31 protein-coding genes are annotated in these 22885 nt (G+C 66.5%); 9 read left to right on the forward strand and 22 right to left on the reverse strand.

Features of this window, described 5'->3' with window-relative positions; translation table 11 throughout:
- Positions 1–22 precede the first annotated feature (22 nt).
- The 16 genes from BW991_RS03070 to BW991_RS03145 all read right to left on the reverse strand — a co-directional run bounded on the left by BW991_RS03070 (position 23) and on the right by BW991_RS03145 (position 12728).
- Positions 23–2239, reverse strand: a complete 2217-nt coding sequence (locus BW991_RS03070) for an FAD-dependent oxidoreductase (protein ID WP_076600629.1) — start codon at positions 2237–2239, stop codon at positions 23–25.
- A gap of 118 nt (positions 2240–2357) precedes the next feature.
- Positions 2358–3515, reverse strand: a complete 1158-nt coding sequence (locus BW991_RS03075) for a multiheme c-type cytochrome (RefSeq protein ID WP_076600630.1) — start codon at positions 3513–3515, stop codon at positions 2358–2360.
- A gap of 112 nt (positions 3516–3627) precedes the next feature.
- A complete protein-coding gene (locus tag BW991_RS03080; protein ID WP_076600631.1) occupies positions 3628–3945 on the reverse strand; it encodes a hypothetical protein in 318 nt (105 codons plus the stop codon).
- A gap of 131 nt (positions 3946–4076) precedes the next feature.
- The gene (locus BW991_RS03085; protein WP_170879035.1) at positions 4077–5237 is read right to left on the reverse strand and encodes a YeeE/YedE family protein; all 1161 of its coding nucleotides are present in this window, start codon (positions 5235–5237) and stop codon (positions 4077–4079) included.
- Between the two features lie 71 nt (positions 5238–5308).
- Positions 5309–5692, reverse strand: coding sequence for a hypothetical protein (locus tag BW991_RS03090; RefSeq protein ID WP_139335889.1), 384 nt, complete (start codon positions 5690–5692; stop codon positions 5309–5311).
- 90 nt (positions 5693–5782) lie between these two features.
- Positions 5783–6490 carry a haloacid dehalogenase type II gene (locus tag BW991_RS03095; protein WP_076600634.1) on the reverse strand — a complete coding sequence of 236 codons (708 nt, stop codon included), beginning with the start codon at positions 6488–6490 and terminating at the stop codon, positions 5783–5785.
- 62 nt (positions 6491–6552) lie between these two features.
- Positions 6553–6942, reverse strand: coding sequence for a carboxymuconolactone decarboxylase family protein (locus BW991_RS03100; protein WP_076600635.1), 390 nt, complete (start codon positions 6940–6942; stop codon positions 6553–6555).
- A gap of 92 nt (positions 6943–7034) precedes the next feature.
- Positions 7035–7610 (reverse strand): carboxymuconolactone decarboxylase family protein, encoded by a 576-nt coding sequence (locus BW991_RS03105; protein WP_076600636.1) that lies wholly within the window; start codon positions 7608–7610, stop codon positions 7035–7037.
- A 58-nt stretch (positions 7611–7668) separates the two neighbouring features.
- Positions 7669–8256: a TetR/AcrR family transcriptional regulator gene (locus BW991_RS03110; RefSeq protein ID WP_076600977.1), complete on the reverse strand. Its 588-nt coding sequence runs from the start codon at positions 8254–8256 to the stop codon at positions 7669–7671.
- A 30-nt stretch (positions 8257–8286) separates the two neighbouring features.
- Entirely contained in the window at positions 8287–9081 is a 795-nt protein-coding gene (locus BW991_RS03115; RefSeq protein ID WP_076600637.1) for a YiiX/YebB-like N1pC/P60 family cysteine hydrolase, read from the reverse strand.
- A gap of 31 nt (positions 9082–9112) precedes the next feature.
- Complete coding sequence (locus BW991_RS03120; protein ID WP_076600638.1) at positions 9113–9304, reverse strand: anti-sigma factor family protein; 192 nt, start codon at positions 9302–9304, stop codon at positions 9113–9115.
- The gene (locus tag BW991_RS03125; protein WP_076600639.1) at positions 9301–9915 is read right to left on the reverse strand and encodes a sigma-70 family RNA polymerase sigma factor; all 615 of its coding nucleotides are present in this window, start codon (positions 9913–9915) and stop codon (positions 9301–9303) included. The genes BW991_RS03120 and BW991_RS03125 overlap by 4 nt, the downstream gene beginning before the upstream one ends.
- Complete coding sequence (gene nrtS / locus BW991_RS03130) at positions 9912–10151, reverse strand: nitrate/nitrite transporter NrtS (protein WP_076600640.1); 240 nt, start codon at positions 10149–10151, stop codon at positions 9912–9914. The genes BW991_RS03125 and nrtS overlap by 4 nt, the downstream gene beginning before the upstream one ends.
- Complete coding sequence (locus BW991_RS03135) at positions 10148–11089, reverse strand: HD-GYP domain-containing protein (protein ID WP_076600641.1); 942 nt, start codon at positions 11087–11089, stop codon at positions 10148–10150. The genes nrtS and BW991_RS03135 overlap by 4 nt, the downstream gene beginning before the upstream one ends.
- Positions 11090–11151: 62 nt before the next feature.
- On the reverse strand, positions 11152–11940 hold the full coding sequence (locus BW991_RS03140; protein ID WP_084204965.1) for a DUF6969 family protein: 789 nt from the start codon (positions 11938–11940) through the stop codon (positions 11152–11154).
- Complete coding sequence (locus BW991_RS03145; RefSeq protein WP_244551592.1) at positions 11937–12728, reverse strand: cytochrome c peroxidase; 792 nt, start codon at positions 12726–12728, stop codon at positions 11937–11939. Before BW991_RS03145 ends, BW991_RS03140 begins: the two co-directional genes overlap by 4 nt.
- 129 nt (positions 12729–12857) lie before the next feature.
- Here BW991_RS03145 and BW991_RS23475 point away from each other — a divergent pair, with 129 nt between their 5' ends.
- Both BW991_RS23475 and BW991_RS03155 read left to right on the forward strand, forming a co-directional pair.
- Positions 12858–13403: a hypothetical protein gene (locus BW991_RS23475; protein WP_212566852.1), complete on the forward strand. Its 546-nt coding sequence runs from the start codon at positions 12858–12860 to the stop codon at positions 13401–13403.
- 155 nt (positions 13404–13558) lie between these two features.
- Positions 13559–14002 (forward strand): CzcE family metal-binding protein, encoded by a 444-nt coding sequence (locus tag BW991_RS03155; protein ID WP_076600643.1) that lies wholly within the window; start codon positions 13559–13561, stop codon positions 14000–14002.
- 94 nt (positions 14003–14096) lie between these two features.
- Here BW991_RS03155 and BW991_RS03160 read toward each other — a convergent pair whose 3' ends face one another.
- Complete coding sequence (locus BW991_RS03160; protein WP_076600644.1) at positions 14097–14942, reverse strand: AraC family transcriptional regulator; 846 nt, start codon at positions 14940–14942, stop codon at positions 14097–14099.
- Between the two features lie 228 nt (positions 14943–15170).
- On the opposite strand from BW991_RS03160, the gene BW991_RS24320 reads away from it, so the two are divergent.
- Genes BW991_RS24320 through BW991_RS03175 form a run of 4 tightly spaced genes read left to right on the forward strand, consistent with a single transcriptional unit; the run spans position 15171 to position 16930 of the window.
- Entirely contained in the window at positions 15171–15299 is a 129-nt protein-coding gene (locus BW991_RS24320) for a hypothetical protein (protein ID WP_280174115.1), read from the forward strand.
- On the forward strand, positions 15296–15694 hold the full coding sequence (locus tag BW991_RS03165) for a hypothetical protein (RefSeq protein WP_076600645.1): 399 nt from the start codon (positions 15296–15298) through the stop codon (positions 15692–15694). Before BW991_RS24320 ends, BW991_RS03165 begins: the two co-directional genes overlap by 4 nt.
- A gap of 25 nt (positions 15695–15719) precedes the next feature.
- Entirely contained in the window at positions 15720–16034 is a 315-nt protein-coding gene (locus BW991_RS03170; RefSeq protein ID WP_076600646.1) for a heavy-metal-associated domain-containing protein, read from the forward strand.
- Positions 16031–16930, forward strand: a complete 900-nt coding sequence (locus BW991_RS03175) for a transporter (RefSeq protein WP_076600647.1) — start codon at positions 16031–16033, stop codon at positions 16928–16930. The genes BW991_RS03170 and BW991_RS03175 overlap by 4 nt, the downstream gene beginning before the upstream one ends.
- 43 nt (positions 16931–16973) lie before the next feature.
- Here the strand turns inward: BW991_RS03175 and merA are convergent, their stop codons facing one another.
- The 3 genes from merA to merT all read right to left on the reverse strand — a co-directional run bounded on the left by merA (position 16974) and on the right by merT (position 19101).
- The gene (gene merA, locus BW991_RS03180) at positions 16974–18434 is read right to left on the reverse strand and encodes a mercury(II) reductase (RefSeq protein WP_076600648.1); all 1461 of its coding nucleotides are present in this window, start codon (positions 18432–18434) and stop codon (positions 16974–16976) included.
- Positions 18431–18688 (reverse strand): mercury resistance system transport protein MerF, encoded by a 258-nt coding sequence (gene merF / locus BW991_RS03185; RefSeq protein WP_076600649.1) that lies wholly within the window; start codon positions 18686–18688, stop codon positions 18431–18433. The genes merA and merF overlap by 4 nt, the downstream gene beginning before the upstream one ends.
- A gap of 62 nt (positions 18689–18750) precedes the next feature.
- Entirely contained in the window at positions 18751–19101 is a 351-nt protein-coding gene (merT, locus tag BW991_RS03190) for a mercuric ion transporter MerT (RefSeq protein WP_076600650.1), read from the reverse strand.
- 72 nt (positions 19102–19173) lie between these two features.
- Between merT and merR the strand changes: the two genes are divergently transcribed.
- Positions 19174–19629 (forward strand): mercury resistance transcriptional regulator MerR, encoded by a 456-nt coding sequence (gene merR / locus BW991_RS03195; RefSeq protein WP_076600651.1) that lies wholly within the window; start codon positions 19174–19176, stop codon positions 19627–19629.
- A 127-nt stretch (positions 19630–19756) separates the two neighbouring features.
- Here the strand turns inward: merR and BW991_RS03200 are convergent, their stop codons facing one another.
- Positions 19757–20146: a copper-binding protein gene (locus BW991_RS03200; protein WP_076600980.1), complete on the reverse strand. Its 390-nt coding sequence runs from the start codon at positions 20144–20146 to the stop codon at positions 19757–19759.
- 271 nt (positions 20147–20417) lie between these two features.
- On the reverse strand, positions 20418–20810 hold the full coding sequence (locus BW991_RS03205) for a hypothetical protein (RefSeq protein WP_076600652.1): 393 nt from the start codon (positions 20808–20810) through the stop codon (positions 20418–20420).
- Positions 20811–21062: 252 nt separating this feature from the next.
- Here BW991_RS03205 and BW991_RS03210 point away from each other — a divergent pair, with 252 nt between their 5' ends.
- Together BW991_RS03210 and arsS are read left to right on the forward strand one after the other, a co-directional pair.
- Complete coding sequence (locus BW991_RS03210) at positions 21063–21602, forward strand: carboxymuconolactone decarboxylase family protein (protein WP_076600653.1); 540 nt, start codon at positions 21063–21065, stop codon at positions 21600–21602.
- A gap of 241 nt (positions 21603–21843) precedes the next feature.
- The gene (gene arsS, locus BW991_RS03215; RefSeq protein WP_076600654.1) at positions 21844–22842 is read left to right on the forward strand and encodes an arsenosugar biosynthesis radical SAM (seleno)protein ArsS; all 999 of its coding nucleotides are present in this window, start codon (positions 21844–21846) and stop codon (positions 22840–22842) included.
- Positions 22843–22885: the final 43 nt, after the last annotated feature.

The raw sequence follows: 22885 nt of genomic DNA on the forward strand, positions 1-22885 counted from the left end.
TCCCCGACAATGACCGTCCGGGCTAGCCCCGCGGTGCGGAAGGTGCGCCGCGCAACTTCGAGGCGCGGCGTTGCGCAGGGGAGCCTGAGGCCGGACGCCCCCGACGCCAGTCGTGGAAACGTCCGACCCATTCGAGCAGCTTCCGCGGCGCGTGGGCGCGCTTCCATTCGCCTGCCGCGTACTTGTTGGCTTCGGCCAGTGTCGGGTAGACGTGGATCGTTCCCAGGATCTTGTTCAGCCCGAGCCCGTGGCGCATCGCGAGCACGTACTCGGCGAGGAGGTCCCCGGCGTGCTCGCCGACAATCGTGACGCCGAGGATCCTGTCCTTGCCGGGGACCGTGAGTATCTTGACGAAGCCGTGTGCCTCGCCGTCCGCGATGGCGCGGTCGAGGTCGTCGATGCCGAAGCGGGTGACTTCGAAGGGAATATTTCGCTCGCGCGCCTCCTGTTCGTTGAGGCCGACGCGCGCGACTTCGGGATCGACAAAGGTCGCCCAGGGGATCGTCGAGTAGTCGGCGCGGAACTTCCTGAACGGCGAGAACAGGGCGTTGACCGACGCGTACCAGGCCTGGTGGGCGGCGGTATGGGTGAACTGGTAGGGCCCGGCAACGTCGCCGGCGGCGTAGATGTTGGGGTAGCGCGTCTGCAGGTACTCATTGACCTCGACCGTGCGTCCCGCGGGGATGCCCAGCTCTTCCAGTCCGTAGCCCTTGAGGTAGGCCGTGCGGCCGACGGCGACGAGCAGCACGTCGAAGGGAATGCGGACCTCCTGGCCCAGGTGCTCGGCGATCAGGATCTTCTCGCCATCTTCGATCACGAAGCGTTGCGTGCGATGGTTCGTCCTGAGGTCGATGCCCTCCTTGCGAAAGCGTTCCATGACCATTGCTGAGACTTCGGCGTCCTCGCGGGGCATGATGCGTTCGCCCTTCACGAGCTGTGTCACCGCGGCGCCGAAGCGGGCGAAGGTCTGCGTGAGCTCCGCGCCGATCGGTCCGCCGCCCAGTACCAGCAGTCGGCGCGGGAGATCGCGCAGGTTCCAGATCGTGTCCGAGGTGTAGTAGCCGACCTCCTCGATGCCGGGGATGGGCGGCACCGCGGGGCGCGCCCCCGCGGCGATGATGATGCTGCGGGTCGTGAGCGTCTCGCGTCGTCCGTCGTTGCGGGCGATCTCCACTTCCCAGGGCGATATGATCTTCGCCCGGCCTTCGATGACCTCGACGCCGAGCTCGGTGTAGCGCTCGACGGAGTCGTGCGGGGCGACGGTCCGGATGATCGAGTGCACGCGTTCCATCACGTCGGCGAAGGCGAATTCGGCCCGTGCATCGCGGATCCCGAACTCCTTCGAGCGGCGCATGTGCGACAGCAGCTTCGCCGAGCGGATCAGCGCCTTCGAGGGTACGCAGCCGGTGTTCAGGCAGTCACCCCCCATCTTGTGCTTTTCGACCAGCGTGACCTTGGCTTTTACCGCCGCAGCGATATAGCTGCTCACGAGCCCGGCGGCGCCGGCGCCGATCACGACCAGGTTGCGGTCGAAATGCGCGGGCTTCGTCCAGCCGGCGTAGATTTTTCGCGTCCTGGCCACCTCGACGAGTTTCTTCGCGATCAGCGGGAAGATGCCCAGCAGCGCGAAGGAGGCGAGCAGGGCAGGCGACAGGATCTCCGATAACGACTCGATCCGTGCGAGCTGAGTGCCGGCGTTTACATACACCAGGGTGCCGGCGAGCATGCCGATCTGGCTCACCCAGTAGAAGGTCCAGGTGCGGATCGGCGTCAGCCCCATCACCAGGTTGATGACGAAGAAGGGGAACACCGGCACGAGGCGCAGCGTGAAGAGATAGAAGGCGCCGTCCCTGGCGACGCCTTCATTGATCGCGCGCAGGCGCTCGCCGAAACGCGCCTGCACGGTGTCGCGGAGCACGAAACGCGAGGCGAGAAAGGCCAGCGTCGCGCCGATGGACGAGGCGAAGGATACGATCATGGTGCCCCACCACAGGCCGAAGATCGCGCCCGTTGCGAGCGTCATGACGGCTCCCCCCGGCAGCGACAGGCCCGTGACCGCCACATACACCGCGAAGAAGCCGAGTGCCGCAACCGCAGGCCGGGCGTCGCGCCACGCTTCGATGGCGGCCTGCTGGTTCTTGAAGAAATCGAGCGTGAGATAGCGGTCGAGATCGAACGCGAAGAACAGCGCAGTCGCGATGACGAGCGTGGTCAGGAGGATCAGGCGGCTGGTTTTCATTCTTTGGACCCGGGTGTCATGGCACCGCCGCGAACGCGACGTAATGCTTGGTCGTGAGCGGGCGCGAATAACTTACACCGTTGCACGAATGGAGCTGCAGCGGCGGCGCGCATGCCCGTCATCGTCTCAGTTCGCTCTTCGGCAGCGGTTCCCGCCTCTCGAAGAGTACATATTCGGAGGCCGTCGCCTCCGCCAGCGCCTGCCTCATCATCTTGCGGTCGGCGGGCGTACCGTTGCCGCGAAGGACATCGCGGTAGAAATTGGCATAAAAGGCATCCGGTTCGACCCGCACGCGATAGACGAGTGCCACGGCGCCGCGTTGCTGCAGTGCGTCGTAGCGGAGAATGGTCTCGGCGCCGGGCAGCAGGCGGGTATCGGCCAGCTCGCGGGACAGGTCGGGGGCCACGTCACGCGCGATGCGGCGACTGCGCTGTGTCCCGGCGATCGGACGGGCGCGGATGTCGACCTGGGAAATTTCCAGTGTGACGCGCGGGGTGACGTAGGTCGGAAATGCGTGTCCCGTGCCGGTGTTGGTGATACGCAGTCGACCAGTGATGCGCGTACCCGCCAGCAGCGGCGCGTCGGCATCGATGGTAACGCCGGCGCGCGTCATTTCCGGGTCGTGGATGCCGCGCCAGAGATGGCGGCGGTCCGGCATGTGGCAGGACTGGCAGGCGCGGCCTTCGCGGCCGGCAGGACTCGCGCGCCATTCTTCGTAGGTGTTTTCGAGCAGCTTGCCGTTGAGCGCGTAACCGTCGTCCTCGAACTGGTGGCAGGCCGCGCAGAAGCGCGCGTCCTCGAACGCGCGACTCGCTCGCCAGCCGTCGTGGGGCAGACGGTCGCCGGCCTTCGGGATGGAGCCATCGCGGCGCGGAGGCCCGTGGCGCACGTGATCACGCACGTGGCAGCCGGCACAGGTCAGGCCCTGCTCATGCGTGCGACCACGCGCTTTGGCGCGGATCGCTCCGGCGAGCGACGCTGCCTGCTCGGCGAGTGGTGCGTGGCAACGCAGGCAGGACTGGTGCTCGTCGGGCGCATCGGCATCCATCGCGATCAATTGACCGAGCACGCCTGGTCCCATCGCCTGCGCATGGCGGCTGGCGCGCCAGTCGTCGAACTGGGACTGGTGGCAGGCGCCGCACGCCGCGGGGTCGAGCGAGGCTTCCTGTGGCGTGTAAGTCGCCGGAGGCGTCCCCTGCGGGCCGAGCGGGCGCCGCCAGTGACGGTCGAGGAAATCTCCGGCGTCCGCGCGGGCAACGCCGGTGGCCAGAATCAACCCGCATATCAGGAGCCGTTGCAGGCCTGTCATTTACGTGCCCCATCCGAGCCGTGCCGGCACGAAATGCGTGCCGGCACGTCCGTGTCCAGGGTGTGGTTACGGGCGGGCGTCACTTTTTGGCGGCGCAGGGATTCTTGGCGGCGCAGGGATTCTTGGCGGCGCACGGGTTTTTCGCCGCGCAGGGGTTCTTCGCCGCACACGGATTACTTGTGGCGGTCGCTTTCTTGGCCGCGCACGGGTTCGCGGCGGCACAGGGATTTTTCGCCGCGCAGGGATTCTTTGCAGCGCACGGGTTGGCCGCCTGGGTACTCGTCATCGGCGCGCAGGGGTTCGCAGCGTGGGCCGCCAACGGCATGCCCAACGCGGCGCCGAGGATACCGGCGGAAATGAGGGTCGTGAGGGTGCGGCGGGTGTGGGCGTGTTTCATGATCAATCCTCTCCGTAGGTGGGGTGTTGCAGCTAGAGACCGCATGCTTTTACTGCGGGCACATGGCTTAGTCGTCCCCTGCGCCGCGATCCTTACAACGAGACTCGCGCTTTCGCTCTGCCCTCCACGACTCATAATCCGAACCACGGTCGCAGTCTGCCACCGAGCCAGGTCCCCGGCAGCACCGCGACGAACCAGAGCCAGCCGTGCACACTGGTCGAGGCCACGCCCGAAAGCAGCGCGCCGATGGTGCAGCCGAAGCCGATGCGCGCACCGTATCCCATCAGCACGCCTCCCAGTGCCGCCGCGATCATCGCACCGGGGCGGTGGTCGAAACGCAGCGTCCAGCGCCCGGCCGCCAGCGCGCTGCCGCCCGCACCGAGCACGAGCCCGATATTCATCAGCGAGGTGACGTCGTCGAGCACCCCGCGGGCGAGCGCAGCCGACTGGAACGGGGCCTGCCAGAAAGCGGAGCTTGCCGGATCCCAACCGAATTGCACGGCCGTTTTCGCGCCCCACAGCGCATAGGCCCAGGTGATGGTCCACGGGTGGCCGGCGAGCAGGAGCGTCGCGAGGTTGAGAATCGTCAGCGCGATCACCGCCATCCACTGGGTGTGCGCGCGGTGCGTCCGTGCCGGCGTCGAAAAGCGTGGGAGACCGACACGGCGGGCACGCCCCAGTCGCCACCACAGCAATGCAATCAGCGCGCTCTGCAGCAGGGCGGCCAATGGCCAGCCGAAGCGCTCGCCCAGCACGATCGGGGCCAGCGCGGGCAGCGCCGCCCACCAGCCCATGTGCAGGCTGGCAAGAAATGAGCCGGCGCAGAAGAATACGATCACCACCAGCATGCGTCCGTTGCCGCCACCCAGGCTGAACAGCGTGCCCGAGCCGCAACCGCCGGCGAGTTGCATGCCGACGCCGAAGAGTAGCGCGCCGACCGCGACCTGTACTGCAACGGGTGCCGCCGCGGGTCCGAGTGGCTGCCCGAAGGCTTCGCCGATCGCCAGGGCCGGCGCGAACGCCAGGGTGCTCAGGCCGAGCAGGGCCAGCGGCGCGCGCAGGGCGAGCGGGTCACGGTCTACGACGAAATGCCTCAGGCTGCCGGTAAAACCGAATTCGCTGCGCAGCAGCACCGCGCCGATCAGCAGGCCGACGGCGTACAGGGCCAGATGACGGCCGCCCTGCGCGTGGAAGGCCGCTACGCCGACCGCCAGTGCCAGCGAGGCCCAGACGAGCGCCGCCACCGGGCGCACGGTGCCATGCACGGAAGCGAATTCACTGGCTGGCGTCACGACCAATGACCTCGAAGAGGGGATCGAGTCCACGCGCCATCTGGTCCAGCGATGCGGTCACCGTGGACGAATCAATGACGGGTCTCCGGGCCACGGTGGTCGGTCGTGAATTGGTGGCGCAGCCAGGTGTTGGACAAGGGCGATGTCGTGTCCTCCGTCTCGATCGGTCCGGCGCGGCCGGCGACTCCCTCGCTGCGTGCCACGACCAGCGTCGCGCCGGCGAACTGACGCTTCAGCCAGGCTTGCGCGAAGGCGTGGCCCGCGCCGTCAGGATGACGGGCGCCGGGTGCCGACGTGGCAACCGATACAGCCGTGGGCGTTGCACCGACCTCGCGATGATCCGTACTGAACTGTCGCTGCAGCCACTCGCCGGGATCGGCCGCGCCCGCCGGAGTCGCCGCCAGTAACGCGGCACTGACGACGGCAGCAATCAAGCCACTTGCGCATGTTTTCATGATCGAATCCTCAGGTGGGTTGTTCGGGGGCACGGCGGGCGCGCTCGTAGTGATTAGTCGCGCGCGACCCGTGCCTCCTTACAACCGGAGTCATCCCCCTGCGGAAGTTCCCGCGAGCCCGAGGCATTCCGGCAGGGTCGAAAGATCGGCGATTTCACCGTCCGGCGTGGCGGGGATGCGTTCCGGCTCCTGGCCGAAGCGGTTGCACCACAGCACACGGAAGCCGCAAGCCTTTGCCGAGAACGCGTCCCATGCGTTGGACGAGAGGAAGCAGATGCGATCCGGTGCGATCTCCAGTCGTGTCGAGGCAAGTCGATAAACCGACGGATGCGGCTTGAACACCCGCACTTCCTCGACCGACAGCACTGCATCGAAAATGTCCTCGAGGCCGTTGTTGCGCACCACGGCCGACAACATCGGCAGCGAGCCGTTGGACAGGATCGCCAGCTTCACTCCGCCGGCCTTCAGGCGGCGAAGCGTTTGCGGCACCTCCGGATAGCACTGCAGGTGCAGATAGAGGTCCATCAGCCGGGCGCGCAGACCCGGCCGGTTCAAACGCAGCGTCGCGAGCGCGAAATCCAGCGCGTCGCCGGTCACCTGCCAGAAGTCCGCATAGTGCTGGCCCAGCCCACGCAGCCACGTGTACTGGAGCTGCTTCTGCCGCCACAGTTCCGAGAGCCGCAGCCAGTCTTCGCCGAGTTCGTCGCGCGCGCCCTGCGCCGCGCTGTTGAAGTCGAACAGGGTGCCGTAGGCATCGAAGACGCAGGCCTCGATGTCATCAAGTCGGGTGAGTTGCATGTGTTGCCTCCAGGGAATCGGTCCGTCAGCCATCGTGTCGCGCATCGGGGCAGGTTGGCAGGTCAGCGCCCCAGGTCGTTGTCGACCTGCAGCCCCTCCAGCATCTTGTTGAAACCGCTGAACAGATCGACGACGGCCATCAATTCGACCAGTTCGCCATCCGTGCTTCCCATCGCACGCAATGCTCCGGTGTGGGCGCGGACACAGTAGTCGCACCCATTCGTCGCGGAGACGGCGACGGCGATCATCTCCTTCGTCTTCCGGTCGAGGAGCCCCGGTCCCATGATCGTCTTGACGCGTTGCCAGCTCGCCTGCAAGTAGGCGGGGTTGTGCGCCATCACCTTGAACAGGTTGGGGACGAAGGGCATCCCGAAGGTTTTCCGGATGTCCTCATAGACCTCGCGCACGAGGCCGGTTGCGTCGTCTTCACTGACGTAGCTGACGGTTGCCATTTCTGCTTCCTTGTATCGAGGTGAACGGTGTGCTTGCCACGTCCCGCCAACGATCATCGAGCGTCGTCCGGACCATGTCGGCGGGGACTCGCTCAGCGCGGATCCGTCCAGCGACGTCCCTCGAAATTCGCGTCGAGCGGTGTGTGGAAGAGGTGGTTCGTGTAGTTGCTGAGCGTCTTCACGGCAATGGCGAGGACGATCTCGAGGATCTGGCGCTCGCCATAGCCGGCCGAAAGGAAGGCGCCGGTCTGCTTGCGGTCGGGCAGGCCGCGGCTCGCGACCATGACGCGGGTGAATTCCGCGAGCGCCTGCAGTTTGGCATCGGGGATGGGGCGGCCGTCGCGGATCGCGTCGGTGACGTCGGTGGGTACGCCCGACATCGCGTCGGCAATGAAACTGTGCGCCGAGACGCAATATTCGCAGCCGTTCTCGCGCGAAATGGCGAGGAAGACCACCTCCTGCTCGGCGGGTGTGAGGCCCGATTCCTTGCGGAATGCGGCGTAGCCGTCGAGGTAGGTATTCAGCAGGCCCGGCGAATGCACCATGTTGGCGTACATGTTGGGGATGAAGCCGACCTGTTTCAGCGCCTTCTGCAGCACTTCCTTCGCCGGGCCGTCCGCGGTTTCGAGCGATTGCGGGGGCAGGGTCATCTGGTATTCGGCAAGCATCGCGTTTCTCCTTCCTCGGGGAAAATGGACCGACAGGTCCAAAACTGGCGCAAAAAAACTACTGCAGGGCCTTCAGCGCGACCTCCACGATTTGCTCGATCTCGTTCGCCGGGAGACCCGCCTTGACCATCGTTCGGAGCCCGGCCATCGTGGTGAGCAGGTAACCCGCGAGCATCTCCGGATCGGCGTCGCGGCGGATTTCGCCCTGTTCCTGGGCCATTTCGACGGCGACCCGGAACATGCTCGCGAAGTCCCGTGCGGCGCTCGACACCAGTCCAGCGACCGCCGGGTCGCGGCCGGCGAACTCGGTCGCGGTATTCATGATGAGGCAGCCGCGCCGTGGCCCGTCCTGGCGCGCTTCGGCGGCATTGGTGAGCAGCATGCCGCGCACGAAGTCCAGTGGCGATGCGGCGGAAGAAAGGCCCTCGCGCATCCGTCCGACCTGCCGCCCGCGAAAACGCTCGAGACATGCTTCGAAGAGCTGCTGCTTGCTGCCGAACTCGTTGTAGAAACTGCTTTTCGACAGGCCCATCGCCTGGAGCAGGTCGGCGAGCGAGGTGGCCTCGAAGCCCTGTTGCCAAAAGACCGTCATCGCGGCTTCGAGCGCGAGCTCGGGATCGAATTCGAGGGGGCGGCCGGTTTGCATGCGGATATTCTGGACCGTGCAGTCCATTTGTCAAGCCATCGCTTCGCCGCGCGGCGCGTCTTCACGCCCCGGGCGGTCATCCCATTGCAGGGCGCGGTAGTCGAAGCCACGCGCCAACGTGGGTTTGACGACTGCAAAATAGGGCGAGACATCGAAGTCGCGCGGTGCGAAAAGGCTGTGATGGCGCACGTGGAGGATCTCCTCGACACAGCCCGGACACATCGGATCGCGGCTCGCCCGGCGCGTGATTGCCGGCAGGATCGGGTAGCGCACCGACTGGAAGGCCTGGGCGATCAGCGTCGAGCAGATGGCACGGGTCGGATCGCCGCTGCCCAATGCGAGCATGCGTCGGCGGAAGCGCTGCGGCACGGGCGGAGTCGGCAACAGGTAGCGGGCGAGATCGAACACGTTGCGCAGGTCGTACTGATGACCGATGCGGGCGATCGCGTAGGCGACGACCGCGTCGCAGTCCTCGTCCGAGAGCCCGCTGGGGCGGCAGATGCGGCTATGCAGACTGGCGAACTCCCCGATGCCGATGCTGCGCACGCCGGCGACGATGTCGGCCTCGACAAAGCAGTGGTCGGGCGGGGCGCGGCCATTCAGGGCATCGCCCACGTACAGCGCCGCGTGGGACCACGTCGACTGCGTCAGGTACTTGATCGCGGTGCTGATGCGCGAATGCCCCTCGACCAGCAACACGTCCCCGGGGCGCAGGCAGGCGAGCAGGTCCGCGACCGGCGTCGGTTGCGAGAGGGTGTGGACATGGGTCGGCCGGCTCAGGGCGCGCCCGAGCCAGTTCCCCACGCGTCCCAGCATGAATCCCATCGCGTGCTCCTCGGGTGGGCAGGGTGCGGCCTCAGCGCTCGCTACCGGCGCCCCCTTCGCGCAAGCGCTGCGCGGCCCTGCGCAGGAAGCCCAGGTGCTTGCCGTAGTTGGTGCAGCCGATGCACATCAGCCTGTGCATCTTCAGTGCGAGACGCTCGCGCAGCGTCAGCTTGCGCTCGTACCCTTCGGACATGAGGCGGGTCGCCTCCTTGCAGTTCATCATGCGATGGCCCCTCCCTGGAACCAGCGGTTTTCCAGGCACTCGCGCAGTCCCATGCGCGCGCGGTGCAGGATCACCCAGCAGTTGCCGTTCGAAATGCCGAGCTGACGGCAGATTTCGCCGGTCTCGAATTCAAGGAATTCCCGCATCATGTAGACGCGGGCGATCTGTTCGGGCAGGTTGTTCAGGCAGGCGTCGAATACCGCCCAGAATTCCTTCTGCTCAAGAGAGGCATCCGGGTCGGACCAGGTGGCCGGGCGGTCGTCCGGATTCCAGAAACCGCGCCGGTCGAAGAGCGCATCGAAATCCTGAATGTCGGTGTCGGCGCCCGGGTTCTGTATGAAGTCCGATCCGCAGATCTCGCGCGACGAACTGCGGATGTAATCGACGATCTTGTTGCGCAGGATCGCGAACATCCAGGTCTTGAGCGCCGCGCGTCCGGCGAAGCTCTTCGCGTTGCTCATGGCCGCCATGAGCGCTTCCTGCACCATGTCTTCGGCCGCGCCGCTGTCCCGCAACTGCAGTTGCGCGAAGCGCAGCATGTCGCGGCGGATCGCCACGATCGACGGGTCGTCCCACAGGGCGGCCGTGGTCTGGGGCACGTTGTTCTTCATGGTTCATTCCTCGTGCATTTCCGGGTCGCATTCAGCGCCGCACTGTAGCTCGATACACAATACGGAACCAGAAAGTTCAGCAACCCGCGCCCCCAGTCGACCGGCCCGCCGCCGAAAACGGCACCCCACTGATTGACCAGGTTCAGCATCACGCCGACCACGAGCGATACCTTCAGCGCCGAACAGGCGATTTCGGGACGACATGCAGTACGCATCACGTTGGAGAGGCGGGTCATGCGGGACAGCTCTGCGGCAGGCTCGCGAGCATGTCGGGCAGCGATACGCGCCCGACGGCAGACTGCACGGTGCGCGCGATCAGCGCGATGTCGGCGGCGGGTTCCAGCGCACGCGCGTCGCCCCGGCGTCCTGTCGGCTCCACGCCGAGAACGCCGTTCGGTGTCGCGGTGACGCAGTATTCGCCGCCGCACGACCGGCAATACACAGGGTCGCCGGGGGCGCTGGCCGGCGTCAGGACGAGGGTCGGTCCGCACATCACACAGGTCTGCAGCGGAATGCCGTCGTCACTGTGCCCAACGATGTGTTCGAGCACGCCGGTGTCGGCGAGCGCCAGAAAGTGACCGGCCAGCTCCGTGTCGAACTGGGTGCCAAGTCGTGCTCCGATGATGTCGAGCGCGGCCTCGATCGGCATGCCGACCCGGTAGGGGCGGGTACTCGTCATCGCATCGAACGCATCGCAGATCGAGACGACGCGCGCGTCGAGCGGAATCTCCGCGTCAGGCAGGCCGCGAGGATAGCCGCGGCCGTCGGGGCGCTCGTGATGCGACTCCACCGCCGGACGCACCAGCGTGGCGAGCGGGTGCGCGGCGAGCAGGCGCGCGCCCACCTCGGGATGCGTGCGGATGGTCGCGTATTCGTCGGCGTCGAGGCGGCCGGGCTTGCGCAGGATCGCGTCCGGAATGCCGATCTTGCCGAGGTCGTGCAGGAAGCCGCCGATCGCCACGCGGGCGACTTGTGCCTCGCTCAGGCCGGCTTTCTCCGCGAGCAGTTCGGCATAGCGCGAAACGCGCCATAGGTGCCCGCCCGTATAGGGGTCGCGCGCTTCCACCATCCACGCCATCACGAGCAGGCTGGCGAGCAGCTCATTCGCACGCGCATCTGCGGGCGCTTGCCGGTACGGTGCGATCCATCTTCCGAGCGCGCTACGAATGTTCATTCTGGTCTCCTCCCCGGTTCGTCGCACAAGCGGCCACGAACCTTACGCAGGGCGCTGAAAATCTATGCAGCCTCCTCCAGCGCGGCGACCAGATGCTCGACGGAGACCGGCAGATAGCCGGTGATCTCGAGCGAACGATCCTCGAACACATCCTCGTCGGGACGCTCACGCCGATGTACGGCGATCACCGTGTCGCGATGCCGGATCAGGCCCTCGATCCAGGGGCGGTACAGGCGCAGCATCGCGCCGAGCCAGCGGTTCGCCGGCCATGAGGGCCACGCATGGTCGATCTCGAATCGATCCAGCATGCGGATCACGTCTTCGGCCGGATACCAGGTTTCCCCGGTAACCCAGCGGTTGCAGGCGAACAGGCCGATCGGATCGCCCCAGGCATCCATCGAAATTCCGACCAGGTGACTGATCGCCTCGTCGCCGGTTGGCCATGGTTCGCTCGCTTGCGGGAACGCCAGCGGTGCGACACCCTCGGGCATCCCGTCGGCGCGCAGGAAAGTGTGGAAATGACCGTGCTCGGACTCGCCCCGGTGGGCGTGATAGTAGTACTGGGCGTGGGTGTCCGCATCGAACACGTCGTCGTGGGGGTAGTGCTCCATCTCGACGAAATCGCCCTGGTCGCGCAGCACCTCGCCGACCACGTTGAGGCCGACCTTGGCGAGCACGCGGCGGCATTCGAGCACCTCCTTTCCGGCGGCGAGGAGCTCGCGCCGGGCGCGCTGGTCCAGTTCCCCGAGCGCCGGCAGGAAATCCGACAGATCCGGTGAAGCGCGCAGACCCGCAGCCGCCCCATCAGCGGACGGGGCGGCTGCGGGCCTCGAAGTCGTGGCAGTGGTCATCTCTTCGCGGCGCAGGGGTTCTTCGCGGCGCACGGATTCTTCGCGGCGCACGGATTCTTCGCGGCGCAGGGGTTCTTCGCAGCGCACGGATTCTTCGCCAAGTGTGCCTTGAAGCCTTTCTGCTGTTCTTCCGCGTAAGCCACCAGAGCGGCCAGATCCTTCGACTTCCAGTCGAGCGCCTTACCCGCCATCGGCGTTACGATGCAGAGTTGCACCATCTCGTCCAGATGGATTTGCTTCATGCCGTACGTGCCCGCGGCCATTTCGACCTTATGCGGGTAGGGCTGCGCGAAGCTCGCCTTGTAACCGGCGTAGTCGGTATGGCAAGTCGCGCACGAGGAATTGTTCGTCGACAGGCTCGCGTCGGAGAAGAGCTTCTTGCCCGCTGCGACCAGTTCGGCGCGATTGCCCTGATAGGGCTTGTAGCCGGCGGGACGCTGGATGGCTTTTACCGCGCACGGGTTCTTCGCCGCGCACGGATTCCTTGCAGCGCAGGGGTTTTTCGCGGCACACGGGTTTGCCGCTCGCGATGAACTCGCGCCCGCGGCGCAGGGGTTGGCCTGTGCGAAGGCGGCGTGCGGTACACCCAGCGCGGCGCCCATCAGGCCGGCGTAGATCATTGCGGTGACGGTGCGACATTTGACGGCGTATTTCATGGACGGCTCCTCCGTGTGAAGTGGATGTTTTTTGCACGACCGGCCGCCAGTCCGGCGCAGCTGGTCATGGGCATTGGTCGTGGGAGCGGGTCGATCCTTACAGCGGCCGGAAATATTTTCTGTCTCGGGCATTCGGCGCACTCGCTGCAGCGGCCCGGCGCTGCGTCCGACCCGGCCTCGCCACTCCTGAAATGCTTGAACGCCTTGTCGGCCTGCAGCATTGCCGCGTGTGCCTTCACCGGGGTGAGCAGCGCGCAGTTCGTGTTTGCGGAACCCCGCGCGATTTCTACGCTCATCCGTATCTATGGTCTGTGGATGCGTGAAGTGATCCAGTCGAGAGTGGGCGCAATTCAGGGGAGCGCGGCGTTCAGGGTGCTCGGGGCGTGGGTGCTGGCGTCGCTGGTGCTGCATCTCGCCTGGGAACTTGCCCAGTTGCCGTTCTACACCGTCTGGCGGGAAGCATCGCCGGCAGTCATCGCCTGGGCGGTGGTGCATTGCACCGCGGGCGACGGGCTGATCGCGCTGGGGACTTATCTCGCCGCGGCGTGCGCGGCGCGTTCGATCGACTGGCCGTGGGCTGCGCCGGGGCGCGGGCTGGCGGCGCTGTGGGCAAGCGGGCTCGCGTGGACGGTATTCAGCGAGTGGCGGCATGTCTTCAAGCTCGGTTCGTGGGCTTACGTTGAGACGATGCCGACGGTGGCCGGGATCGGCGTCGCGCCTCTCCTTCAATGGGTCGTCGTGCCCGGGCTTGCGCTCTGGTGCCTGCGCGAATGGGATCCCCGGCCGTCACGAAGCGCACCCGGGTGACGTCGACCCGGCTGTCGCGGCGAATGGTGACGCAACTTTACCGATAATGCCAACGGTATTTCTATCGACATCAAGACTGTAAGGACCGGCTCCGCGTATCCGACTAAATCATTGAGCGGCAAGGGTGTCGCTCGAACGGAACCACGGAGAGAGCCATGACAAGCAATATTTCCCGGCGCGCATCGGGACAGCCCGAACATGTTCGCGCAATCCAGCTGGCTGCCCGGATCGCATTTTCGGCCGCCATCCTTGCAGCGGCAGCCGGCGCGGCTGCGCATACCGAGTATTCGGAGAACGGCTCGGCCCACTGGCTCGAGCATGTCGGCTCGACGCCCGCTCAGCCCACCCCGCGGCAGCTGGCCCCATACGGGTATGCGGCGCCCGACGCGGCGCCGGCCCGCGTGTTCGTTGTCGGTAAGGATTCCCGCTACCTGAATGTGGTGCAGCTCGAGACGGTGGCCATTCGCATCGGCGACAAGACCACGACCTGGACATTCGACGCAATCCCGCGGCGCAATTTCCCGCTTTCGCAGATCATTCCCGGCGCTGATGGCGTGACCGTCCATGTGGCCGAGAATCCGCTCTACCGTGGACATTGAGGCCGGCCGGCCGCGGCGCACGTGCGGAGTCTCTGTTTCGCGCGTGCGCGCTGCGCTCGCGGAGTGCTGCGACAGTCGCAGAAGAGTACAGGCATCAATCGGTTTGCGCGCCGGCGCGCCGCTGTTCGCCGCGTGTCCATGCCATGGGCGGCATGCCCAGGCGTGCCGTGAACGCGCGTGCCAACGCGGCGGCGCTGCCGTAACCCACTTCGTCGGCCACGATCTTGACCGGCCGCCCCTTGCGCAGCAGGGTCTGCGCAAGGCCGATGCGCCAGTCGGTGAGGTAATCGAGCGGTGTCTGGCCGACGGTTTCGCGGAAATTCACCGCAAAACGGGCGCGCGACATGCCGGCCGTTTCCGCCAGCGCTTCCAGCGTCCAGCGACGCGCCGGCTGTTCGTGCATCGCATGGATCGCGCGCGCGAGTCGGGAATCCGCGAGGCCCGCGAAAAGCCCTGCGGACGCGACGTGGCGCTCGATGGTATGACGCAGCATATGGACGAGCACGACCTCGCACAGGCGGTCGATGATCGCCTGCCGTCCGTAGCGCCGTTCGAAGGCTTCGTCGAGCAGCAGGCGGACGCTGGCATCGAGGCCGGGCACGTCCGCCAGACGGATCACGAGCAGCGAGGGGAGGGCGCGGGCGAGCGGATTGCCGCGGCCGCCGCCGAATTCGACCGAGGCGCAGACCACGTCGGCACCGGTTTGCTTGTGCGCCCTCAGGCGGTGGCTCGTGGGGCGCGGATAGAACAGCAGGCTGGGTTCCTCGATGTCGATGAGGCGGCCATCGGCTCCCTGCACCTGCAGCGGCCCGCGCCTGACGACGTGGAGATGGCCGGCTTCATCCGTCGCCTCGAAAGTGGTGACGCCGCACAGGGTGCCCGAGTAGAACACGCGGGCGCTGAGGGCAAAGCGGTCGAGCAGGGGGGAGAGTTGATCCATCGGAGCATCCCGGGAAACGGAAAACCGTACGCCACACAGGCCGCAGCGGCCGTAGCCGTACGGATTATCCAGCGCCGATCCGGCCGACCGGCGACAGGTATTGCAGCAGAGCGGCCTCGCGACCGTCCAGCACTTTCGCGGCGCGCTCGTAACAGGCCGTGTTCCGACGTCCTGAGCGTAATGGCCCGGCGTCGGGCGGGGGCCGCCCGAATCGAGAAGATCCGCGCCATGCAGGCCATGTCCGCAGCGCTCGATCGTTTGATCGGCGAGTGTGGCGGCGGTGCACTGCCGCTCGATGACTGTCCGATTCTGGCGGCGCTCGAATCCGTCGGCGACAAAGCAGGGCGCGCAACATGAAGACCGATCGCTCGCTGATTCGGCAACGCACCGTCAGTTGGCTGACCTTGTTCACCTCGACCGGCACGCTGATCTGCTGCGCGCTGCCGATCCTGTTCGTCACCGTGGGCCTGGGCGCCGCGGTTGCCGCTGCAAGCAGCGCCGCGCCGTTTCTGGTCACGCTGGCCCTGCATAAGGGGTGGGTCTTCGCCGGATCCGGGCTGATGCTGCTCTGGTCCGGCTGGCTGCTCTACCGGCCGGGCCGCGTCTGTCCGAGCGATCCGGAAGCCGGGCGCCTGTGCGCGCGCGCCCTGCGCTGGAACCGTCGGGTTCTTGGCGTCTCGGCGGTCATTTGGAGTGTCGGTGCCTTCGCCGCCTATCTGGCGCTCCCGCTCCGTATCTGGCTCGGCTCCTGAGCCCCCTTTCCCGAAGGAGAACACCATGAAAACCTTTCGCCCCGGACTTGCCGCAATGCTCTTGGCGCTTGCCGTGCCCCTTCTGGCCTTTGGCGCCGAGCGCCAGGTGGTGGATATCGCCGTCCGGGGCATGACCTGCCCGTTTTGTGCCTACGGGCTGGAAAAGAATCTCGGCAAGGCCGGCGAGGTCGAGCAGGCAAGCGCGAGCCTGAAGTCGCAGAACGTGCACATCGTGCTCAAGCCCGGCACGCAGCCCAATATCGTGCGCTACAAGCAGCTGATCAATGACGCGGGTTTTACCCCCGGCGAGGCGCATGTCTCGACGGAAGAAATCGAATGAACCCCTCGTTCAGGGGCATCGTGGCGCCAGCCATCCTTGGCGTGTGGACTAGCGCTGCCATCGCCGCGCCGCTTACGTTCAACACGGCCTTGCCCGTCTCCACGGACGAGTGGATCGTGCGCGAGCAGTTCATTTACATGAAGAGCACCGACGATCCCTCGCCGATGAAGCGCAGGATGGAAGTGTCGGCCCTCGTGACGACGCTGGGCTACGGCGTCACCCGCGACTTCGCCGTATTCGGCATGTTGCCGTATGCCGACAAACGGCTGTCGATGAACGCGGGCGGCCGAGACGCAAGCCGCAGCCGGGCGGGGCCCGGCGACCTGATCCTCATGGGCCGCTACACGGCCCATGAGGAGAACGGGCGGCGATACACGTTCCGCATCGCGCCGTTTCTCGGCGTCAAGACGCCCACCGGAAGCGATGGTGCTTCGGACAGCCTGGGACGTTTGCCGCCGCCGCTCCAGCCGGGTTCCGGTTCGTGGGACTGGCAGGGCGGCGCGGTGGCATCGTGGCAGACCCTGGAGTGGGGCGGAGATATCCAGTTTGCCCACCGGGCCAACGGCGAAGCCAACCGTTTCAGGGCCGGCGCGACCAGCCGTCTCGACCTTTCGGTGCAGCGCCGTCTGTGGCCCCGCACGCTCGGCGAAGGCGTTCCCGGCTTCCTCTATGGCGGGCTGGAGGCCAACCTCGTCCACGTCGGCAAGAACAGGATGCGCGGGGAGGATGATCCGAACTCCGGCGGTACGACGCTGTACCTGACGCCCACCGTGCAGTACGTTACCCGGAAATGGGTGCTTGAAGCAGGTATCCAGATTCCGGTTTCGCAGCGTTTGAACGGCACCGCGCTCGAGAACGATTACATACTGACCACCGGCTTCCGCCTGAACCTGTAGGCGACGGTCTACAAGCCTCCGTATCCAGAGCGCCTCCTGCTTCTCACCCCGCGCAGCAGGACAGTTGCTTCACGTCTTTTGTGAAGGTCTGCGCCGCGAGCTTCAGCCCCTCGACCATCGTCAGGTACGGGAACAACTGGTCGGCCAGCTCCTGTACGGTCATCCGGTGGCGGATCGCCAGCGCTGCGGTCTGGATCAACTCGCCCGCCTCCGGCGCGACGGCCTGCACGCCGAGCAGCCGCCCCGAGCCGGCCTCGGCGACCAGCTTGATGAACCCGCGCGTGTCGAAGTTGGCCAGCGCCCTGGGCACGTGATCCAGCATGAGGGTGCGGCTGTCGGTCGCGATGCCGGCGCGCTGCGCCGCGGCTTCGTCGTAGCCCACGGTTGCGACCTGCGGATCGGTGAACACCACCGCCGGCATCGCCGTCAGGTCCAGCGCCGCCTCGCCGCCGGTCATATTGATCGCCGCGCGCGTGCCGGCCGCTGCCGCCACATACACGAATTGCGGCTGGTCGGTGCAGTCGCCGGCCGCGTAGATGTGCGGCGCGCTGGTGCGCATGGCGTGGTCGATGGCGATGGCGCCTTGCGCGTCGAGTTCTACGCCCGCCGCTTCAAGGTTCAGGCTGCCGGTGGCCGGAGCGCGGCCGGTGGCGACCAGCAGCTTGTCGGCACGCACTTCCCCGTACCCGGTGGCGAGCACGAACTCTCCGTCCGCATAGGCGACCTGGCTGGCCTGCGCGTGCTCCAGCACCTCGATGCCCTCGGCGCGGAAGGCCGCCGTGATCGCCTCGCCGATGGCCGGGTCTTCGCGGAAGAGCAGCGTCCTGCGCGCCAGAATCGTGACCTGGCTACCAAGCCGGGCGAAGGCCTGCGCCAGCTCGAGCGCCACCACCGACGAGCCGATTACGGCCAACCGTGGGGGGATGGCGCTGCTTTCCAGCGCCTCGGTGGAGGTCCAGCAGGGCGTGCCCTGTAAGCCGGGGATCGGCGGAATCGCAGGGCTCGCGCCAGTAGCGATCAGGCAGCGGTCGAAGCCGACCTCGCGCGCACCGCCGTCTGCGGTCCCCACGCTCAGCGTGTGCGGGCCCTTGAACCGGGCTTCGCCACGCAGCACGGTGATGGCCGCCGTGCTCGCCAGGATTCCTTCGTACTTGGCGTGGCGCAGCTCATCGACGCGGGCTTGCTGCTGGACGAGCAGCCGCTCGCGCAACACGGTCGGCGCCGCGGGCGGCAAGCCGTCGTCGAACGGGCTTTGGCGTCGCAGGTGGGCGATGTGCGCTGCCCGGATCATGATCTTCGATGGCACGCAGCCGACATTGACGCATGTTCCGCCGATCGTGCCGCGTTCGATCAGCGTGACGCGCGCGCCTTGTTCGACTGCCTTCAGCGCAGCGGCCATCGCCGCACCGCCGCTGCCGATCACGGCAACATGCAGGGAATGCTCGACCTGGCTTGGGCAGGAATTGCAGGTCTCACCGGTGGCGTGAAGGACGCGGCTACTCATTTCATACTGCCTTTCTTCGTCCGCTGTCCGATTTCAACTTCGCAGCAGTCCGTTTCCGCCCGTCGGCGATACAAGGCGTAGGCCGTGATGCCGACAAAGATGACGAGTGCGGGGATCAGCACGTAATCGAGCCAGCCGACCCAGGCCGACAGCCCCACGATGCCGAGCGCAATCGCGAGCACAGGGGTTGCGCAGCATATGGCGGCGATCACCGAGCCGGTGATGCCGGTCTTGAGCAGGGTGCGGTTATCCATGCATCACCTCCTGTCGGGGCGGCAGTCGAATGACGCCGCTCGCCTGGGGCTTGTTGAAGGCTTCATAAGAACGACGGTGCGATATACGGAAAGGCGAGGGCAACCAGGACCAGGGCTGCGACCGCCCAGAAGATCGCCTTGCGGCCGGTCCGCCCCCGCGGCACCGCGCACGCGTCGCCGGGCTTGCAGACCTGCGCCGAACCGAACATGCGCCGGTGAGCAAGGAACAGCGCCACCAGCGCCGTGCCCGCGAAGATCGGGCGGTACGGCTCGAGCGCGGCGACGTTGCCGATCCACGCGCCCGAGATGCCCAACGCGGCCAGCGCGAGAGGGGCCAGGCAGCAGGCCGAAGCGAAGACGGCTGCGATGCCGCTGGTGGCCAGTGCGCCGCGCCCGTTTTCGGGTTCCGTCATTAAAGTTCTCCTTCCGCGCCGTCGTTTGGTGATGTAACGTTATTTCCGTAGTCCACTACGGAGTCAAGCACCATGGAGAACGCTCGAGAGACTCTGACCATCGGGGCCTTCGCCAGGGCGGCCGAAGTGAACGTCGAGACGATCCGCTTCTATCAGCTCAAGGGCCTGCTACCCCAACCGGAACGGCCGTATGGCCGCATCCGCCGCTATGGACAGGCGGACGTGGCACGGGTGAGATTCGTGAAATCGGCCCAGCGCCTGGGGTTCAGCCTGGATGAGATCGCCGAGCTGCTGCGGCTGGAGGACGGCGCCCACTGCGACGAAGCCAGCCGCCTGGCCGAGCTCAAGCTCCGGGACGTACGCGCCAAGCTGGCCGATCTGATGCGTATGGAGGCGGTACTGTCCGGGCTGGTGCGCGCCTGCCATGCACACACGGCAAACGTTTCGTGTCCGCTGATCGCATCGCTGCAAAACGGCACGAAGCTCGGCACTGCGGCGGGGGGCGAGATGGAACGAAACACGGTCTAGCGCGCTGCCCCGGGGGCAGCGCAGCTTTATGGCGATGGCAGCCGACGCGCCACACCGGGGCGTGACGCGTCCCGGATGTCCCGGCCCTGCCGCAGTTCGCGCCAAGGCGGTCCGCTCGGCCCGCCGGTCATTTCACGCCGGTCACGACATACCTCTTGCCGTCCTGAACAAACTCGAACTCGACCTTCTTGCCTACGGAGAGTTTGTCGAGGAGCGCCTTGTCGCGTACGGTGAAGCTCATGGTCATCGCCGGCCAGTCGAGGCTCTTCACCGGCTCGTGATCGAAGGTCACGCTGCCGGCCTTGGCGTCGAGCTTCTTCACGACACCGCGCCCCGTGTGCGCGGCTTGGGCGCCGGGCATGGTCTTCTGGCCGCCCATGTCCATGCCCATTCCTTTCATTTCGTCCATCCTGCTCATGCCCATGTCATTCATGCCGCCCATCTTCGGCTGAGCAAGCGCTGAACCTGCACCGAGCGTCAGGACGATCGTCAGGGTGGCCATTGCGGTTTGCTTCATTTTGCATCTCCTTGCGTTGTGGTTGAAAAACTTGTGCGTCGCGAAGCCCCCCGGCGGCACGAAAGCTGCCGCGAAGCTCAGGGAACGGGCCGGCTCGGCCGGCGCCGCGGAAAGGGGAACAAGGATTGCAGCAAGCGCTGCACCGATCAGTCGGGCGTGCGCGAGGACGCGGCGATTCCGCGTCTTGTTCGAAACAAGCATGAAAACCTCCGGAGCAAATCGGACCGCCGCCCGCGGCATGCGCTACGGACGGAAGAAGACGCTCGGGAGGCTAGGATCGGAACGCGCCGAAGCCTATGGCTGGAGGGGGCGCAGTCGCGTGCGTGAGGAACTCGCGGGAAACGTCGAACGCCACCGGGGGCGGACACGCTTGCACGACCGGCAGGACCACGAGGAGCGGCAGATCCGCGGCGAACATGGGCGGAGAGGCATGTCCGGCCGCCTGACCGTCCTGCTGGCAGTGTTGATCGCACAGCGTGGGGGCGGACTGGTCGAGCATTGCGCAATCGCCTGTCGGCATCGTCTCCACCGCACTGTCCATGACCATGGGCGAGCGGGAAGAATCCGCCACGCCCGGACAGGCGTAGGCCGCCACCGCGAGCTGCATGAACAGCAGCGCCGCGATTCCCAGCCTGGCAATAAACCTGCGAAAAGCCCGAGTCATGGATTGTTCTTGGTCCGGAGACAGCGCAGGGATCGTACCGGAGCCCGGTCATCCATGCCAATCGACCTCGACTCCGACAGGTTCTCGAGTCGGCAGGTTCCCCGGGCGGGAACGTCCTGGCGCGCACCAGGGCTCACCGCTGAGCGATACGCTGCGTATCTAAAACAAGACTATCGCAATCCAATCGTATCGCTCCAACGCCCATTCTATGCACCGTGCACTTCCGCACGCAACGCATGAACGGAGAACACCATGCCCGCGATCCATCCCCTGAAGCTTTCCGACGCCGACCAGCCGACCGCCGCGACCCTCAACGCGGTCAAGGCCAAGCTGGGCGGCATACCCAACATCATCGCGACGCTCGCCAATTCGCCCGCGGCGTTGCAGGGCTACCTGCAACTCTCCGAAACGCTCGGCGCCGGGGAACTCAGTGCGCGGCAGCGGGAGATCGTCGCGCTGGCGACGGCGCAGGCAAACGCTTGCGGCTATTGCCTTAGCGCGCACAGCCTCATCGGTAAGGCCACAGGCCTGAGCGACGAGGAAATCCGCCTGGCCCGCGCGGGAACGGCGAGTACGCCGCGAGATGCGGCAATCGCCTCGTTCACGCGCCAACTCGTGCGTGCCGGCGGCCGTCTGGATGCCGGCGGCGCCGCGCTGGCGCGGGAAAACGGGCTGTCCGATGCGCTGATCCTGGAAATCATCGCCAACGTCGCTCTGAACGTGATCACCAACTACACGAACCACGTCGCGGGCACCGAGATCGATTTTCCCCGTGTCGAGGTGGACGTCTGACGGCGTTGCGACCGCGGCCCATTCACTGGAGAACTTCATGAAGAACGTACCGGGTTGATCCCCCGCTTTCGCGACCTGGCGAACGGGGCCGCGGCCGGGCGGGACCGGCGCCCGTCCCGTTCGGCCACACGGAGCTCCGGCTCGCACGAATCGGCTGGATGCGCCGGAACCGTGTAAGGATTGGCCGTCCCGTCCGACTATTCATGAAAACCGCCAACACGACTTGCACAAGGAGCACCGCATGCACCCGACGTTTCCACTGCTCGCCGCCACCGATTTCCCGAAGCTGCGGCGCGGGACGGTCGAGACCCTGCAGGTGAATCTCGGCTACCGCTGCAACCAGAGCTGCGTGCATTGCCACGTGAATGCGGGGCCCAATCGCCGCGAGGAGATGACGGAAGAGACGGCCAACGCGGTGATCGGCTTCCTCGACGGGAGCCCGACGGTGCAGACGCTCGACCTGACTGGCGGCGCGCCCGAGATGAATGCGAATTTCCGCCGCCTCGTGCGGGCCGCCCGCGTGCGCGGACTGCACGTCATCGACCGCTGCAACCTGACGATCCTGGAAGAGCCGGGCTACGCGGATCTGGCGCGTTTCCTGGCGGAGCAGGGCGTGGAGGTGGTCGCCTCCCTGCCGTGCTACCTCGAGGACAACGTCGACCGGCAGCGGGGCAGGGGGGTGTTCGGTGCAAGCATCCGCGGGCTGCAGATGCTCAACGCGCTGGGGTACGGCCGGGAAGGCAGCGGTCTGATGCTCGACCTCGTCTACAACCCCCAGGGGCCGGTGCTGCCGCCGGCGCAGGCCGCGCTCGAACGCGCTTATCGCGAACGTCTCGGCAGCGACTACGGCATCCGCTTCAACCGGCTCTTCACCCTCGCCAACATGCCGATCAAGCGTTTCGGCAGCATGCTGGTGTCCAGGGGACAGTTCCACGACTACATGCACACCCTGCGCGGCGCGCACCGGCCGGAGAACCTCTCCGCCGTGATGTGCCGCAGCCTCGTCAGCGTCGACTGGCAGGGCTACCTCTACGACTGCGACTTCAACCAGCAGCTCGAGATGCCGATCGCCGGGGCGGCCCACCCCCGCCTGCATATCCGCGATGCCACCGCGGCAGACCTCGCGGGTGGAGCGATCCGCGTGGCCGATCACTGTTATGGCTGCACGGCAGGCCAGGGGTCGAGTTGCGGCGGCGCGCTCGCGGACGGCCAGACCGAGGCGGCGAAGTGCGCGGCCTGATGGCCGTCCGCCAGGATCCGACTGATTTCGATACTCCCGGAGT

The organism is Aromatoleum tolulyticum (assembly GCF_900156155.1).
GTDB lineage: Bacteria > Pseudomonadota > Gammaproteobacteria > Burkholderiales > Rhodocyclaceae > Aromatoleum > Aromatoleum tolulyticum.

Coding starts and splice junctions, on each gene's coding strand:
- nrtS (WP_076600640.1), bottom strand. CDS start 10,151: ATGACCCGCCTCTCCAACGTGATGCGTACTGCATGTCGTCCCGAAATC.
- BW991_RS03135 (WP_076600641.1), bottom strand. CDS start 11,089: ATGAACATTCGTAGCGCGCTCGGAAGATGGATCGCACCGTACCGGCAA.
- BW991_RS03165 (WP_076600645.1), top strand. CDS start 15,296: ATGAAGACCGATCGCTCGCTGATTCGGCAACGCACCGTCAGTTGGCTG.
- BW991_RS03095 (WP_076600634.1), bottom strand. CDS start 6,490: ATGCAACTCACCCGACTTGATGACATCGAGGCCTGCGTCTTCGATGCC.
- BW991_RS03105 (WP_076600636.1), bottom strand. CDS start 7,610: ATGCTTGCCGAATACCAGATGACCCTGCCCCCGCAATCGCTCGAAACC.
- arsS (WP_076600654.1), top strand. CDS start 21,844: ATGCACCCGACGTTTCCACTGCTCGCCGCCACCGATTTCCCGAAGCTG.
- BW991_RS03125 (WP_076600639.1), bottom strand. CDS start 9,915: ATGAAGAACAACGTGCCCCAGACCACGGCCGCCCTGTGGGACGACCCG.
- BW991_RS03175 (WP_076600647.1), top strand. CDS start 16,031: ATGAACCCCTCGTTCAGGGGCATCGTGGCGCCAGCCATCCTTGGCGTG.
- BW991_RS03160 (WP_076600644.1), bottom strand. CDS start 14,942: ATGGATCAACTCTCCCCCCTGCTCGACCGCTTTGCCCTCAGCGCCCGC.
- BW991_RS03120 (WP_076600638.1), bottom strand. CDS start 9,304: ATGATGAACTGCAAGGAGGCGACCCGCCTCATGTCCGAAGGGTACGAG.
- BW991_RS03100 (WP_076600635.1), bottom strand. CDS start 6,942: ATGGCAACCGTCAGCTACGTCAGTGAAGACGACGCAACCGGCCTCGTG.
- BW991_RS03205 (WP_076600652.1), bottom strand. CDS start 20,810: ATGACTCGGGCTTTTCGCAGGTTTATTGCCAGGCTGGGAATCGCGGCG.
- merA (WP_076600648.1), bottom strand. CDS start 18,434: ATGAGTAGCCGCGTCCTTCACGCCACCGGTGAGACCTGCAATTCCTGC.
- BW991_RS03140 (WP_084204965.1), bottom strand. CDS start 11,940: ATGACCACTGCCACGACTTCGAGGCCCGCAGCCGCCCCGTCCGCTGAT.
- BW991_RS03210 (WP_076600653.1), top strand. CDS start 21,063: ATGCCCGCGATCCATCCCCTGAAGCTTTCCGACGCCGACCAGCCGACC.
- BW991_RS03115 (WP_076600637.1), bottom strand. CDS start 9,081: ATGGGATTCATGCTGGGACGCGTGGGGAACTGGCTCGGGCGCGCCCTG.
- BW991_RS03170 (WP_076600646.1), top strand. CDS start 15,720: ATGAAAACCTTTCGCCCCGGACTTGCCGCAATGCTCTTGGCGCTTGCC.
- merF (WP_076600649.1), bottom strand. CDS start 18,688: ATGGATAACCGCACCCTGCTCAAGACCGGCATCACCGGCTCGGTGATC.
- BW991_RS03155 (WP_076600643.1), top strand. CDS start 13,559: ATGACAAGCAATATTTCCCGGCGCGCATCGGGACAGCCCGAACATGTT.
- BW991_RS03070 (WP_076600629.1), bottom strand. CDS start 2,239: ATGAAAACCAGCCGCCTGATCCTCCTGACCACGCTCGTCATCGCGACT.
- BW991_RS03200 (WP_076600980.1), bottom strand. CDS start 20,146: ATGAAGCAAACCGCAATGGCCACCCTGACGATCGTCCTGACGCTCGGT.
- BW991_RS03110 (WP_076600977.1), bottom strand. CDS start 8,256: ATGCAAACCGGCCGCCCCCTCGAATTCGATCCCGAGCTCGCGCTCGAA.
- merT (WP_076600650.1), bottom strand. CDS start 19,101: ATGACGGAACCCGAAAACGGGCGCGGCGCACTGGCCACCAGCGGCATC.
- BW991_RS03090 (WP_139335889.1), bottom strand. CDS start 5,692: ATGAAAACATGCGCAAGTGGCTTGATTGCTGCCGTCGTCAGTGCCGCG.
- merR (WP_076600651.1), top strand. CDS start 19,174: ATGGAGAACGCTCGAGAGACTCTGACCATCGGGGCCTTCGCCAGGGCG.
- BW991_RS03080 (WP_076600631.1), bottom strand. CDS start 3,945: ATGAAACACGCCCACACCCGCCGCACCCTCACGACCCTCATTTCCGCC.
- BW991_RS24320 (WP_280174115.1), top strand. CDS start 15,171: ATGCAGGCCATGTCCGCAGCGCTCGATCGTTTGATCGGCGAGTGTGGC.
- BW991_RS03145 (WP_244551592.1), bottom strand. CDS start 12,728: ATGCCCGAGACAGAAAATATTTCCGGCCGCTGTAAGGATCGACCCGCT.